The sequence below is a fragment of the Aeromonas sp. 1805 genome, from assembly GCF_013085525.1.
Taxonomy (GTDB): Bacteria; Pseudomonadota; Gammaproteobacteria; order Enterobacterales; family Aeromonadaceae; genus Aeromonas; species Aeromonas hydrophila.
The window spans coordinates 2,134,061-2,147,329 of record NZ_CP038515.1 but is presented as its reverse complement, the minus strand read 5'-3'; the positions used below and the strand labels follow the sequence as shown (position 1 = coordinate 2,147,329).

Annotated in this window: 13 protein-coding genes and 1 riboswitch; of the genes, 7 read left to right on the top strand and 6 right to left on the bottom strand. The window is 64.6% G+C overall.

All coding sequences use genetic code 11. The features are described 5' to 3' along the window. Nucleotides 1-166 precede the first annotated feature (166 nt). Together E5E96_RS10240 and gbpA are read left to right on the top strand one after the other, a co-directional pair. A complete protein-coding gene (locus tag E5E96_RS10240) occupies nucleotides 167-1,864 on the top strand; it encodes a methyl-accepting chemotaxis protein (protein ID WP_171282079.1) in 1,698 nt (565 codons plus the stop codon). A gap of 265 nt (nucleotides 1,865-2,129) precedes the next feature. Continuing rightward, nucleotides 2,130-2,215, top strand: a riboswitch (cyclic di-GMP riboswitch). Nucleotides 2,216-2,277: 62 nt separating this feature from the next. Next, nucleotides 2,278-3,702, top strand: coding sequence for an N-acetylglucosamine-binding protein GbpA (gene gbpA / locus E5E96_RS10235; protein ID WP_171282078.1), 1,425 nt, complete (start codon nucleotides 2,278-2,280; stop codon nucleotides 3,700-3,702). A gap of 72 nt (nucleotides 3,703-3,774) precedes the next feature. Here gbpA and cbl read toward each other — a convergent pair whose 3' ends face one another. From cbl to E5E96_RS10205, 6 genes are all read right to left on the bottom strand, one after another. Then, a complete protein-coding gene (gene cbl / locus E5E96_RS10230; RefSeq protein ID WP_011704576.1) occupies nucleotides 3,775-4,722 on the bottom strand; it encodes an HTH-type transcriptional regulator Cbl in 948 nt (315 codons plus the stop codon). A 172-nt stretch (nucleotides 4,723-4,894) separates the two neighbouring features. Further along, complete coding sequence (locus E5E96_RS10225) at nucleotides 4,895-5,962, bottom strand: sulfate/molybdate ABC transporter ATP-binding protein (protein ID WP_171282077.1); 1,068 nt, start codon at nucleotides 5,960-5,962, stop codon at nucleotides 4,895-4,897. Between the two features lie 22 nt (nucleotides 5,963-5,984). Beyond that, nucleotides 5,985-6,881 (bottom strand): sulfate ABC transporter permease subunit CysW, encoded by an 897-nt coding sequence (gene cysW / locus E5E96_RS10220; RefSeq protein ID WP_024944616.1) that lies wholly within the window; start codon nucleotides 6,879-6,881, stop codon nucleotides 5,985-5,987. Next, a complete protein-coding gene (gene cysT, locus E5E96_RS10215) occupies nucleotides 6,878-7,717 on the bottom strand; it encodes a sulfate ABC transporter permease subunit CysT (protein ID WP_005308571.1) in 840 nt (279 codons plus the stop codon). Before cysT ends, cysW begins: the two co-directional genes overlap by 4 nt. A gap of 279 nt (nucleotides 7,718-7,996) precedes the next feature. Further along, nucleotides 7,997-8,572 (bottom strand): alpha/beta hydrolase, encoded by a 576-nt coding sequence (locus E5E96_RS10210; RefSeq protein WP_011704572.1) that lies wholly within the window; start codon nucleotides 8,570-8,572, stop codon nucleotides 7,997-7,999. Between the two features lie 56 nt (nucleotides 8,573-8,628). Next, on the bottom strand, nucleotides 8,629-9,630 hold the full coding sequence (locus tag E5E96_RS10205) for a sulfate ABC transporter substrate-binding protein (protein WP_029304545.1): 1,002 nt from the start codon (nucleotides 9,628-9,630) through the stop codon (nucleotides 8,629-8,631). Nucleotides 9,631-9,839: 209 nt separating this feature from the next. Between E5E96_RS10205 and E5E96_RS10200 the strand changes: the two genes are divergently transcribed. The 5 genes from E5E96_RS10200 (at nucleotide 9,840) to E5E96_RS10180 (ending at nucleotide 13,094) form a co-directional block, all read left to right on the top strand. Beyond that, nucleotides 9,840-11,102, top strand: a complete 1,263-nt coding sequence (locus E5E96_RS10200; RefSeq protein WP_016349368.1) for an MgtC/SapB family protein — start codon at nucleotides 9,840-9,842, stop codon at nucleotides 11,100-11,102. 80 nt (nucleotides 11,103-11,182) lie between these two features. Then, nucleotides 11,183-11,773, top strand: coding sequence for a sugar O-acetyltransferase (locus E5E96_RS10195; RefSeq protein ID WP_016349367.1), 591 nt, complete (start codon nucleotides 11,183-11,185; stop codon nucleotides 11,771-11,773). Next, the gene (locus E5E96_RS10190; RefSeq protein WP_049047944.1) at nucleotides 11,770-12,111 is read left to right on the top strand and encodes a DUF1294 domain-containing protein; all 342 of its coding nucleotides are present in this window, start codon (nucleotides 11,770-11,772) and stop codon (nucleotides 12,109-12,111) included. The genes E5E96_RS10195 and E5E96_RS10190 overlap by 4 nt, the downstream gene beginning before the upstream one ends. 108 nt (nucleotides 12,112-12,219) lie before the next feature. Then, nucleotides 12,220-12,432, top strand: a complete 213-nt coding sequence (locus E5E96_RS10185; RefSeq protein ID WP_016349365.1) for a hypothetical protein — start codon at nucleotides 12,220-12,222, stop codon at nucleotides 12,430-12,432. A 200-nt stretch (nucleotides 12,433-12,632) separates the two neighbouring features. Continuing rightward, on the top strand, nucleotides 12,633-13,094 hold the full coding sequence (locus E5E96_RS10180) for a hypothetical protein (protein ID WP_171282076.1): 462 nt from the start codon (nucleotides 12,633-12,635) through the stop codon (nucleotides 13,092-13,094). Nucleotides 13,095-13,269 lie beyond the last annotated feature (175 nt).

The following is a 13,269-nucleotide window of genomic DNA, read 5'->3' as shown; positions in this document are numbered from 1 at the left end:
AAGCGAGGGTTTCTGTCTGCTGGCTATACTGATTGTCAAATTGCTCAATTGGCGTTTTATGGCCCCAAGCCATTGAAAGTTAATTAAATGTTAATAACAAAATAATCAGGGCCAGCCAACGGACTGGCCACCACCAGACCCGCACGGGAAAGTTAAGGAAGAGACTATGTTCAAGCTCGGTGATATTGCCGTGAGCCGCAAACTGATGCTGTTGCTCTCACTGGCGCTGATCGGTTTCATCGCACTGCTGCTCATCTCGGTCAGTGCCCTGCATCGCAACCTGATGAGTGAACGGGAAGCCAGGCTGCAGGCCGTACTGGATCTCGCCATGAGCCGGATCCAGACGCTGGCGACCACCCTGCCTGTCCCCCAGGCCCAGGCCGAAGCCAAGGCCATGCTCAACAGCATGCGCTTTGACGGCGACAACTACCTGTTCGTGCTGGACGAGAACCGCCGGATGGTGGTGCACCCCGTCAGGCCCGAGCTGGTCGGCCAGCAGATGGGCGAGAGCGGCACCGCTACCGCCGGCGTCCACTGGCAGCAGATGGTGGATCTCGGCAAGGGGGGCCACAGCGGCCGGCTGGAATACAAGTGGATCTCCCCCTCCGGCGAGGCTGCCCAGAAGATGTCGCTGGTGGCCGGTTATCAGCCCTGGGGCTGGATCCTCGGCTCCGGCGTACTGCTGCAGGACATCCAGGCCACCATCTGGTCCCAGTATCAGCTGATGGGGGGCGCTACCTTGCTGGTGACCCTGCTGATGGGGCTGCTGGGCTTTGCCATCAGCCGCTCCATCGTCAATCCGCTGGCCGAGATTAACCGGGCCATGCAACAGGTGGCCGCCGGCGATCTGGTGGTGAGCATCCCGGTACACGGCAAGGATGAGCTGGGGGCCGTCGCCAGCTGCACCAACCAGGGACTCGATGCCATTCGCCGCGCCCTGCTGGAGGCGAGCCAGGGGGCCCGCAACGTGGCGGATGCCGCCCTGCGCATCGCCGCCTCCGCCGAGCAGACCAACCAGGCGGTCAACAGCCAGCGGGATCAGCTGGCCCAGCTCGCCACCGCCATGAACGAGATGAGCGCCACCATCTCCGACGTGGCGGGCCACGCCGAGAACACCGCCCGCGATACTCAGGACGCCACCAGCGAAGCCGGTCTCGGCAACCGTGACGTGCACGCCAGCGTGCACGGCATCCAGGCGCTGGCCACCGAGGTGGAGCAGGCCACCCTGCAGGTCAACCAGCTTAAAGAGGGGGTGATGCAGATAAGCGAGGTGACGGCGGTCATCAGCGCCATCTCGGAGCAGACCAACCTGCTGGCCCTCAACGCCGCCATCGAGGCGGCCCGCGCCGGCGAGCAGGGCCGCGGGTTTGCCGTGGTGGCCGACGAGGTACGCCAGCTGGCCAGCCGTACCCGCCAGTCCACCGAGGAGATCCAGAGCACCATAGCCCAGTTGCAACAGCGGGCGGTGACCGCCGCCAGCGCCATGGACGCCAGCCGCAAGCTGGCGGAGAGCAGTGTCAGCCAGTCGGAGAAGGCGGGCCAGGATCTCTCCCTCATCGTCAACCATATCCAGCACGTCAGCGACATGGCGACCCAGATAGCGACCGCCGCGGAGCAGCAGAGCATGGTGGCGGAGGACATGAACCGCAACGTCAGCGGCATCAACGACTCGGCGCTGGAGATGTCACAGTCCGCTTCCCAGCTGGCCCAGGAGAGCGAACTGCTGGCCGGACTTTCGCGCAGCCTGGACGAGCGGCTGGCGGTATTCAAGCTCGGCAGCGCCATCGACCAGCAGCTGGAGCAGCGGCTCGCCCCTCTGCACCGGCAGGTGAGCCCGGCTGAACGCCCCCGCGTTCGCCACTGATCCGTCCTGCCCTGTCGCAGCGCACGCCCCCGTCAGCCCGGCTGACGGGGGCGTGCTTCATTGATGAAAAATGTGGATTTTTTGCATCTTGTCGACCTGTTCGACGACATTGATACGGCGACGTTCAGTTAACCACCATTTAAAAACAAACAGTTAAGTGTTTGCTCTACTCCGATGAGGTCAAGCTGTAAAGATTTACACTTAATTATTTAATCAAAAATAGCCATGATGGGTTGTCGCCAAACGCGACACCATGACCCTTTATGTAGTCATTTGGCAAACTGGTTGAAAGGCCAGGACGCAAAGCCTCCGGTCTAAAGACATGTCGTCCAGGATAGCGGGGTTGCCACATCGTGCTTCGGGGAACTCCCCCTGCCAACTTGACTGCCCACATCTGTCGAACAGAGGAATGTATGGCAGCAAAAATCCAACTCAATCACGTCGCTGCGACGCTCGCCCTGCTGGTCAGTGGCAGCGTGCTCGCCCACGGCTACATCAGCCAGCCGGAATCACGCAACTACCTGTGCAAGACCGGCGGCAACAGCCAGTGTGGCGCGGTGCAATGGGAGCCCCAGAGCGTGGAAGGCCCCTCCGGCTTCCCGCAGGCCGGCCCGCCCGATGGCCAGATCGCCTCGGCCGGCAGTGCCAGCTGGCGCGAGCTGAACGCCCAGACCAGCGACCGCTGGACCCGCCGCGAGGTGCAGGCCGGCCCCTTCGCCATCAGCTGGACCTTCACCGCCAACCACGTCACCCGCAACTGGCGCTACTACCTTACCAAGCAGGACTGGAACCCGAACCAGCCGCTGACCCGCGCCGCCTTCGAGCTCACACCCTTCTGCGTGGTGGACGGCAACATGACCCAGCCGCCCAAGCAGGTCACCCACCAGTGCAACCTGCCCCAGCGCACCGGCTATCAGGTGATCCTGGGGGTGTGGGAAGTGGGGGACACCAGCAACAGCTTCTATAACGTGATCGACGCCAACTTCAAGGGCGGCACCCAGCCGCCGCTGGCCTGGAGCCAGGGCGGCACCATCTATCCTTCCACCGAGCTGGCGGTCGGCGACAAGGCCAGAACCCTGGTGTTCGACGCCAACGGCGTGCGCCCCGATCTGCAGACCGAGCTGACCATCGCCAGCCCGGAGCAGGGCCAGAAGAACAACTGGACCCATGCCTTGGCGAGCAAGATCAATGCAGAGCAGAGCCAGATCCGCGCCGGCCAGCAGAGCGGCGAAGGCCAGTTCAACCCCGTCTACGGCCAGAACCCGGTCTACTTCAAGGCGGGCAGCGCCCTGGAGCGGGTCGAGATCCAGCTCGAGCAACAGCAGCCGCCGGTGAGCAATGGTGTCAGCGTGAGCGGCCTGGAGAGCAACTACCTGCTCGACGAGGGCAAGCTTACCCTCAACTTTACCGTGGCCGCCGAGGGCGATCTGACCGTCACCAACACCCTGTATGATCACGGTGGGGCCGCCAAGGGGCAGACCAGCGCCGACATCAAGGACAGCACTCACAGCTTCACCATGCCGCTGACCGGGCTCAGCGCCGGTCACCACCAGCTGGTGATCGAGGGCAAACCCAAGGCCGGTGGCGATGCGGTGCAGCAGACTCTGGATCTGATGCTCAAGGATCCGGCCGCCGGCGGTGACTACCAGTTCACCTTCCCGGACGGGCTCAAGTCCTACACCGACGGCACCAAGGTGCTGCAGCCCAAGAACGGCAAGGTCTACCAGTGCAAGCCCTTCCCCTATCGCGGCTGGTGCAGCCAGTGGTCGGCCAGTGCCACCCAGTATGAGCCCGGGGTCGGCACCAATTGGCAGGATGCCTGGATCCCGGTGAACTGAGCCGCAGGCACAGCATGACACCATCAACAAAACGGGGAGCCACTGGCTCCCCGTTTTTTCTGGTGCACCACCTCAGATCTGGAAATCGATGGCCGCCTCGCTGCCCATGGCGCGGGCCTGAATGTCCGCCAGCGCCAGCTCCGGGTTGCAGAGCTGGATAAACTGCCAGGCGAAGTTGTGCTGGAACTGCCCCTGCTTGAGACCGATCCAGGCGGTGTGGGGCGCGAACAGCCGGCTGCCGTCCAGCTGCACCAGTCCCTTGTCGCGCTGGGTGTCAAACGCCATGTCCGCCAGTATGCCCACCCCCATCTCCAGCTCGACATAGGTCTTGATGACGTCGGAGTCCTGCGCGGTCAACAGGATCTGCGGAGCGATGCCCGCCTCGGCAAACGCCTCGTCCACCCGCGCCCGCCCGGTCAGGCCGGCCTGGTAGGTGATGATGGGCCAGTGTGCAAGCGCCGCCAGGGTCAGCTCCCGCTCGGCGGTGAGCGGATGCTGCTCCGGCACGACGATATTGTGGTGCCAGCGGTAGTAGGGAAAGGCCACCACCCCTTCGCTCTTGTCGAGCTGCTCGCTGCTGATGCCGATGTCCACCTCGCCGGTCTGCACCAGCCGCACTATCTCCTCCGGGCTGCCCTGGCGCAGCTCCAGCTGTACCAGCGGGAACTGCTCGCGAAACGCCTTCACCACTCGTGGCAGGGCATAGCGGGCCTGGGTATGGGTGGTCGCCACCAGCAGCCGGCCCGACTCGCGGTTGGCGAAGGTGCTGGCCAGCTTGCGGATGTTGTTGGCGTCGTTGAGGATGCGCTCGGCGATCACCAGCAGCTCCTTGCCCGGCTCGGTCATGCCGAGCAGCCGCTTGCCGTAGCGGATGAACAGCTCGATCCCCAGCTCCTCTTCCAGCTCGCGGATATGACGGCTGACCCCGGATTGGGAGGTAAACAGGGCATTGGCCACCTCGGTCAGGTTGTAATCCCGCCGTGCCGCCTCCCGGATAATTCGCAACTGCTGAAAATTCACGTCATCGCCTCCTGCGCTGACCGGCAGGTCGGGGTTCTCCCCGCCGCCTTGTTGTTATCTTGTCTGGCCGCCCGAGCCTGAACTCTGACCGCCATACTGACCCTGTTGTATCCCAGGCGGGCAGATCCCGCCATGGTCACGCTGCCTGCGCGGCCCGCCAGGGGCCTGCCACTTAAATCTGGTAATCCGGGTAGAGCTGAGCCTGTTTGGCCACCAGCCGCACCCCCTGGCCCGGACTGAAGGCGCGGGCCGCCTCCTTGCTCAGCTCGGCTTCGAAGTGTGCACCGTTTGTATCCCCATTGCCACGCAGTTCCACCCGGATGCGTGGCCCCATGGGCAGCAGGCGGGTGATGGTGGCGCTGATGCCGCCCGGCGCATCCGCCGGCAGTATCTCCAGCTCGTGGGGCCGCACATAGGCGACGGCCGCGCTGCCCTCCGCCAGCTGGGAGCTGATGGGCCCGCCCAGCAGCTGCTCGCCGATACCGAGCCCCTGCCCGGCCACCCGGCCGCGAAACAGGTTCACGCTGCCGAGGAAGCTGTGCACGAAGGAGCTGGCGGGCTGGTCGTAGACCTCGGCCGGGGTGCCGATCTGCTCGACCTTGCCGGCATTCATCAGCACCACCCGGTCCGCCACCTCCAGCGCCTCCTCCTGATCGTGGGTGACGAACAGGCTGGTGACGTGCAGCTCGTCGTGCAACTCCCGCAACCAGCGGCGCAGCTCCTTGCGCACCTGGGCGTCGAGGGCGCCGAAGGGCTCGTCCAACAGCAGCACCTTGGGCTGCACCGCCAGCGCGCGGGCCAGCGCGACCCGCTGGCGCTGACCGCCGGAGAGCTGGGTGGGGTAGCGCGCGGCCACGTGGCTGAGCTGCACCAGATCCAGCAGCTCCTTGACCCTGGCGCGGATCGCCCCCTCGGCCGGTCGCTCGCTGCGCGGCTTGACCCTAAGGCCAAACGCCACGTTCTCGAACACCGTCATGTGACGAAACAGGGCGTAGTGCTGGAACACGAAGCCGACGTTGCGCTCGCGCACGTGCAGATCCGAGGCATCCTCGCCGCGGATGATCACGCTGCCGCTGTCGGCCTGCTCCAGCCCGGCAATGATCCGCAGCAACGTGGTCTTGCCGCAGCCGGAGGGGCCGAGCAGCGCCACCAGCTCACCGTCGTGAAAGTCGAGGTTGATGTCGGCCAGCGCCGCGTACTGGTTGAAATGCTTGTTGAGTCCTTGTACCTGAATGCTCATGGCAGCCTCTTGAATTCGGTGATCAGTGAGAGTGAGTGGGCTGGGCACGCAGCCGGGCCAGCAGGGTTTCCCCCAGCAGGGTGAAGATCCCGAACAGGGCCAACAGGCTGGCCACCGCGAAGGCGGCGCCGGTCTGGTACTCGTTGTAGAGGATCTCGATGTGCAGCGGCAGGGTATTGGTCTGGCCACGAATGTGGCCGGAGACCACCGACACGGCACCGAACTCCCCGACCGCCCGGGCGGTACAGAGCAGCAGGCCGTACATCAGACTCCAGCGAATGCCGGGCAGGGTGACCCGCCAGAACATCTGCAGGCCGCTCGCCCCCAGCATGATGGCCGCCTCTTCCTCTTCCGGGCCGCGCGCCTCCATCTGGGGCAGCAGCTCGCGCACCACGAAGGGCACGGTGATGAAGGTGGTGGCCAGGATGATGCCGGGGGTGGCGAAGATCACCTTGATGTCGTGCTCGCTCAACCATTCGCCGAACCAGCCACGGCTGCCGAACATCAGCACGAACATCAGGCCCGCGATCACCGGCGACACGGAGAACGGCAGATCGATGATGGTGATGAGCAGCTGCCGGCCCGGGAAGCGGAAGCGGGCGATGGCCCAGGCCGCCGCTATCCCGAACAGCAGGTTGAGGGGCACCGAGCAGAGGGTCACCAGGGCGGTGAGGCCGAGGGCGCTGAGGGCGTCCGGCTCGCTGATGGCGTGCCAGAAGAAGGCCAAGCCAGGGCTCAGCGCCTGGATGAAGACGGTGGCCAGCGGCAGCAGCAGCAGGGCGGCAAACCAGCCGAGGCCGACCGTGATCAGCAGCCACTTGACCCAGACCGGCTCGCGGATGACGGGTGGCTGGCGCACCGAGGTGGTCGGCGCCGCCTCGCCCGTGGCCAGCGCCAGGCTTGCGTTGGATGCGTTCATATCCGGCTCCCTCCGATACGGGCCCAGCTCCAGGCCTGCAACTTGTTGATAAGCAGTAACAAAATGAAAGAGATCAGCAGCATGACCACGGCGATGGCGGAGGCGCCGGCATAGTCGTACTCCTCCAGGTGGCTCATGATCATCAGCGGCGCAATCTCCGACACCATCGGCAGGTTGCCGGCGATGAAGATGACGGAGCCGTACTCCCCCACCGCCCGTGCAAAGGCCAGGGCAAAGCCGGTCAGCAGGGCCGGCACCAGGGTCGGCCACAGCACCCGGATGAAGGTCTGCCAGCGATCGGCACCCAGGCTGGCGGCGGCCTCCTCCTGCTCGGTCTCGGCTTCCCGCAGCACCGGCTGCAGGGTGCGCACCACGAACGGCAGCCCGATGAAGGTGAGCGCGATCACCACCCCGATGGGGTTGTAGGCGAGCTCGATGCCAAACGGGGCGACCCACTGCCCGATCCAGCCGTTGGGGGCGAAGATGGCGCACAGGGCGATGCCGGAGACGGCGGTGGGCATGGCGAACGGCAGGTCGATCAGGGCATCCACCAGTCGACGGCCGGGGAAGGTGTAGCGCACCAGCACCCAGGCCAGGATCAGGCCGAACAGGGCGTTGAGCAACGCCGCCACCAGGGCGGCCCCGAAGCTCAGACGAAAGGAGGCGAGCACCCGCGGCGAACCTATCACCTGCCAGAACTCGGCCAGGGTCAGATTGTTCACCGCGAACAGCACCAGCGCCGAGAGCGGCAGCAGCACCAGCACGCCCAGATAGAGCAGGCTGAAGCCGAGGGTCGGGCCGAAGCCCGGCAGCACGGAGTAAGAACCAAATCGCATAACGCATCCGTTTGTTATGAAAAACATTAGATACAGCGATTCTGCGCATTCCTGTTTGGGGCAACAAACACCAATAACGCCTTTGCTAAGCACTTTTTTGTCTAACAGCGGCGGACAAGGCTTTTAGAGCCATAAAATGAAAAAAAGGTCTTTTATATAAATAAAAGACCTAAAAATGGAGCGTCGTGCAATGTACCAAGCTATCCAAATCAGACTGTCGTGGTGTCGGGTGCCTGCCCTCCTTCTCTGTTCCAAACCTCTGTGATCAACGCTCGTCACTCAGCGAAAACTCAAGGCCGCCCGCCGCTCCCACACCGCCGGCGTCGGCTCCACCACCATCTCAGCCCGCCGATAGAGGGTGCCGAGCAGGTTGAGCCCCTGGTTCCACTCGCCGTGGCCGGACTGGGCATTGATGTGGCCCACCTCGCCGGCATCGAACAGCGGCACCTGCCACTGACGACTCCAGTACTCGGCCCGCTCAAAACTCATCCAGGGGTCATTGCGGCTGGCCACCAGCTGGGCCGACACCTTGAGCGAACCAGCCAGCAGCTCGTCTGGCAAGCCGAAGCGGGCCGGATCCGCCGGGGCCACGATGAACAGCGAGGCCACCTTGTCGGGCTGCTGGCGCGCCGCCGTGATGGCCGCCAGCGCGCCGAAGGAGTGAGCCACCAGATGGGCCCGGCCACGCCGGCTGCGCAGCTTGCTCGCCAGCTTGGCGCTCCAGACCGTGAGGTCAGGGCGATCCCACGGCAACCCCACCATCCGCTGCCAGTGGGGGAAGTATTGGTGCCAGCGGCTCTGCCAGTGATCCGGCCCACTGTTGTGCAGACCGGGAACCAGGAGGATCTTGTTCATCTTGGTGCTCCTATCAGCTGGCACAGGGGCCAGTTAAGTTGGCGATGGCCGGCCGCTTAGCGACCCGGCTGGTAGATCTGGTCAAACAGGGCGCCCTGGGCGAAGTGCTTCTTCTGCGCCTTGTCCCAATCCCCTTCCAGATCCTTGACGGTGAACAGCGCCAGTTGCGGGAACTGGGCTGCAGTCTCCTTCAGGATCGCCGGGTTGCTGGGGCGGTAGTGATATTTGGCGATGATGCGCTGCCCCTCGTCGGAGTAGAGGTAGTCGAGGTAAGCCTTGGCCACCGCCTCGGTGCCGTGCTTCTTGGCCACCTTGTCCACCACCGCCACCGGCGGCTCGGCCAGGATGGAGACCGACGGCACCACCAGCTCGAACTTGTCGCTATTGCCGGGCTGACCCAGCACCAACAGGGCTTCGTTCTCCCAGGCCAGCAGCACGTCGCCGAGGCCGCGCTCGATGAAGCTGGTGGTGGCACCGCGGGCGCCGGAGTCCAGCACCTTCACGTTCTTGTAGAGATCACCGACGAACTGCTTGGCCCCCTCCTCGCTGCCGCTCTTCTTCAGGGCATAGCCCCAGGCAGCCAGGTAGTTCCAGCGCGCCCCGCCGGAGGTCTTGGGGTTGGGGGTGACGATGGCCACGTCCTTGCGCACCAGATCATCCCAGTCCTTGATCTGCTTGGGATTGTCCTTGCGCACCAGGAACACGATGGTGGAGGTGTAGGGCGCCGCATTGTTGGCCAGCCGGCTCTGCCAGTCAGCGGCAATCAGCCCCTGCTTGGCCACGGCATCGACGTCGTAGGCCAGCGCCAGCGACACCACGTCCGCCTCCAGCCCATCCACCACGGCGCGCGCCTGCTTGCCGGAGCCGCCATGGGACTGGCTGACCACCACGTCGTCACCGGTCTTCGCCTTCCACTCCTTGGCGAAGGCGCCGTTGTACTCCTGGAACAGTTCGCGGGTCGGATCGTAGGAGACGTTGAGCAAACGGATCTCGGCGGCATTGGCCTGACCGAGGGCCAGCAGGGAGAGCAGGGTCAGGGCGGTCATTCGCAGTTTCATGGGGATACTCCATATCTCGTTGGGTTGAATGCAGCATGCCGTGGGCTTGTTATGCCGAGAACCAAGAAATAACGCTTTGCTTATCTCATTTGCTCATATCAGGAGGCCACAGGCGCCATTCGCGCACTCTGTGAGCCAGGCCGCGCTGGCCCGGTGCCGGCTGTGCCATCATGGAAACAAGGCAGGCAGATGACGAAAAGGAAGTCGTTATGTGGATCAATGCAGAACCCGTCAATGGCGCCCTGGTCTCGCTGGCCATCGGCCTCATCATCGGACTGGAGCGGGGCTGGCAGGTGCGCCAGCTGGGCGACAACCAGCGCATCGCCGGGATGCGGACCTACGGCCTCATCGGCCTGCTCGGCGGGGTCTGCGCCCTGCTGCTGCCCACCCTGGGCCCCTGGCTGCCGCTGCTCGGTCTGCTGGCGGTGGTGACGGGTTGCGGCCTCTCGGTCTGGCTGGCCCAGCGCTGGCAGGGGGAGTTCGGCCTCACCAGCTCGGTGGCCATGCTGCTCACCTATCTGCTGGGGCTGATGTCGGTGCTGCTGAGCCCGAGCGAGGCGGTGGCCTGCGCCGTGCTGGCAGCCTTGCTGATGGGGCTCAAGGGCAAGATCCAGCAGGGGATGCTGTTTCTGAGCGAGACCGAATTTCACGCCACCCTGCGCTTTTTGCTCATCTCGCTGGTGCTGTTGCCGGTGCTGCCCAACGAGGAGATGGGACCCCTCGATGCCTTCAACCCCTTCAAGATCTGGCTGATGGTGGTGGTGATCGCCGGCATCTCGTTTTGCGGCCACTTCGCGGTGCGCCTGCTCGGCACCCGCGCCGGACTGGTGCTCACCAGCATACTGGCAGGGCTCGCCTCCTCCACCGCCCTCACCTTGCAGTTCGCCCGCCTCAACAAGGAGCAGGGCGGGCTGGAGCGGCTGCTGGCCACCGGCATCCTGCTGGCGGGGGCCACCATGTGGCTGCGGCTGCTGGTGCTGGTACTGCTCATTCACAGCGAGCTGGCGATGCGTCTGGCGGCGCCCCTGCTGCTGCTGGCGGCCACCGTCTACGGCTTTGCCTTCTGGTTCTGGCGCCAGCGCGAAGAGCTGACCGACGGCCCGGTGCAGCCCCAGACCAGCAACCCGCTCGATCTGGCCACCGCCATCAAGTTCGGCCTGCTGCTGGCGCTGATCGGCTTCATGGCCACCCTGCTGCAGAGCAAGGTGGGCAACTCCGGGGTCTACCTGCTGTCGCTGGTCTCCGGCATCACCGACGTGGACGCCATCACCTTGTCGCTCTCCCAGCTCTCCCACAAGGAGCTGGCGCTGGAGGTGGCGGCCCGCGGCATCCTGCTGGCGGGGCTGGTCAACTCGCTGGTGAAGGGGCTGCTGGCCCTGGGGATCGGCGGCCGCCGGCTGGGGCTGCGGGTACTGCTGCCCTACTTCGTCTCGGCCCTGCTGATCCTGCCGCTGATCTGGCCCGGCGCCTGAGCTTGCAGCAAGTGACAGCCTGACGCCGCCAAAGTGCTCGCGTATACTGGCTCCTCTTGGCACATGAGAGGAGCTGTAGCATGGCAAGCGATTGGGACAAGGTACTGGCGGGCGGCGCCCTGGACAGCCAGAGCGAGGAGATAGCGAACGACCGGATCCGCGGTCAGGCGCTGCTGGCACAACTCAACGCCTCCCCGGCCGGTGACGAAGCCCTGCGCCAGCGCCTGTGCGGCGAGCTGTTCGGCCACTGCCCCGACTCCTGCTGGATCAGCACGCCCTTCACCTGCGAATTCGGCCGCAACATCCACATCGGCGAGAAGACCTTCTTCAACTTCAACATCACCATTCTCGACGTGGGCGAGGTGCACATCGGCAGCCATGTGCTGCTGGCCCCCAACGTGCAGATCTACACCGCCACCCACACCATGGACTATCTGGAGCGACGCAACTGGACCGCCTACAACAAGCCGGTGCGGATCGGCGATGACTGCTGGATTGGCGGCGGCGCCATCATCTGCCCCGGCGTCACCATAGGGCCGCGCTCCATCATAGGTGCCGGCGCCGTGGTCACCCGCGACATTCCGGCCGACTCGGTGGCGGTGGGCAACCCGGCGCGCGTGATCCGCAGCCTGAGCCCGGATGCCCCCCGTGGCTGGGAGCTGGCCCTGTGATCTGGCTCGCCCTGCTTCCCCTGCTGTGGACGGCCTGGCTCGGCCTGGTTGACGCCAACTGGTGGCCGTTTGCCATCGTCACCACCATGAGCCTGCTGACGGTGCTGGCCTACGCCCACGACAAGCGCCAGGCCATTCGCGGCGGCTGGCGCATCCCCGAATCCCGGCTCCACCTGCTGGAGCTGTTCGGTGGCTGGCCAGGCGCCCTGGTGGCCCGCCACTGGTTGCGCCACAAGACCCAGAAGGGCAGCTACCGCCGGGTGTTCTGGTTCATCGTGCTGCTGCACCTGACCCTGTGGGGGCTCTGGCTCGGCCGTCCGCTCTGGCAGACGATCTGACGCGGGTCGCAGTGCTCGATTGTCGGCCATTGCAGCCGGCAATCGGGTATGAGACAACAGAAGGCAAGCAGGCTGTTTTCTCGTTTGTTCATCGGCAAGGAGTCACTCATGACCATGTGGACCGGTATCGTGCTGATCGTCTTCATCAGCGCACTGTTCGGCTTTCTCAGCAAGCGGGCCCGCTACCAGCTGGGAGATATTCGCATCACCGACCGCCTCGGCAAACAGGACGTGCTCATCAACCAGCTGCAGGAGCGCATCGCCAATCTGGAGGCCATCGTCATCGAGGAGGAGAAGCGCCGCCCGTTCAAGGAACTCTGATCCGGCAAGCCGGGCGGCAAACCGGCCAGCCCCCGGGCTGCAAGGGTTTGCCGCCGCCCCCTCCCACGCTCCCCCGCCTCCTGCCAGGCAAAAACTAAATTCACAGCAGGATCAGTCCCCTGCCATTTTCAGGCTGAATTTTCGCCAAACTGGCCCATTCCCTGCTGCGTCATGACATCAGTCGTACGGAGAGTGACATCATGATCGCCATCAGCACCCTGCTTCCCCTCGCCTCCCTTGCCCTCAAGCTCGGCAGCAAGCTGCTCGGCGATGGCACGCCACAGGCCAAGGCCGAGACTCCCGTCCAGGAAGAGCGGCTCGCCCCCACGGTGCAGAGCCTGTTCCAGCGGCTGGGGGTCAAGGATGCCAACAGCGAGCAGAACCGCCCCGCCATCAACCACTTCATGGGGGCGCTGATGCAGACCCTGGGTCAGGAGTTCTCGGGCCAGTCGCTGCCCCAGGCCATCGACGCCGCCCGCACCCAGCTGGCCGACGGCACCCAGAGCACCCGCCTCGACGCGCTGCAGAGCGAGCTCGACACCCTCAAGGGCTCCCTTGGCAACAGCGACCTCAACCTCGATCAACTGCTCTATGCCTTCAAGCAAACCCTGCCCAACGGCAAGGGGGAAGGCATCGGCAAGCTGCTCAATGCCAGCGCGTGAAATGGTACGTAATGCTTCAGAAATGTGGGTTGCCGTGGGTGACGAGCCAGTCAATCAATTATCTGGTAGCGTATTCGTATGGATGTGATGTTCAGTGTGATTGCGGCTATTTCCCATGAAATAGCCCACCCGTTTCATATCCATAGCAGAGAGGAATGCAGATCTTTCTATTCGC

Coding starts and splice junctions, on each gene's coding strand:
- E5E96_RS10240 (WP_171282079.1), top strand. CDS start 167: ATGTTCAAGCTCGGTGATATTGCCGTGAGCCGCAAACTGATGCTGTTG.
- gbpA (WP_171282078.1), top strand. CDS start 2,278: ATGGCAGCAAAAATCCAACTCAATCACGTCGCTGCGACGCTCGCCCTG.
- E5E96_RS10185 (WP_016349365.1), top strand. CDS start 12,220: ATGACCATGTGGACCGGTATCGTGCTGATCGTCTTCATCAGCGCACTG.
- E5E96_RS10195 (WP_016349367.1), top strand. CDS start 11,183: ATGGCAAGCGATTGGGACAAGGTACTGGCGGGCGGCGCCCTGGACAGC.
- E5E96_RS10180 (WP_171282076.1), top strand. CDS start 12,633: ATGATCGCCATCAGCACCCTGCTTCCCCTCGCCTCCCTTGCCCTCAAG.
- E5E96_RS10225 (WP_171282077.1), bottom strand. CDS start 5,962: ATGAGCATTCAGGTACAAGGACTCAACAAGCATTTCAACCAGTACGCG.
- E5E96_RS10210 (WP_011704572.1), bottom strand. CDS start 8,572: ATGAACAAGATCCTCCTGGTTCCCGGTCTGCACAACAGTGGGCCGGAT.
- cysW (WP_024944616.1), bottom strand. CDS start 6,881: ATGAACGCATCCAACGCAAGCCTGGCGCTGGCCACGGGCGAGGCGGCG.
- cysT (WP_005308571.1), bottom strand. CDS start 7,717: ATGCGATTTGGTTCTTACTCCGTGCTGCCGGGCTTCGGCCCGACCCTC.
- E5E96_RS10205 (WP_029304545.1), bottom strand. CDS start 9,630: ATGAAACTGCGAATGACCGCCCTGACCCTGCTCTCCCTGCTGGCCCTC.
- E5E96_RS10200 (WP_016349368.1), top strand. CDS start 9,840: ATGTGGATCAATGCAGAACCCGTCAATGGCGCCCTGGTCTCGCTGGCC.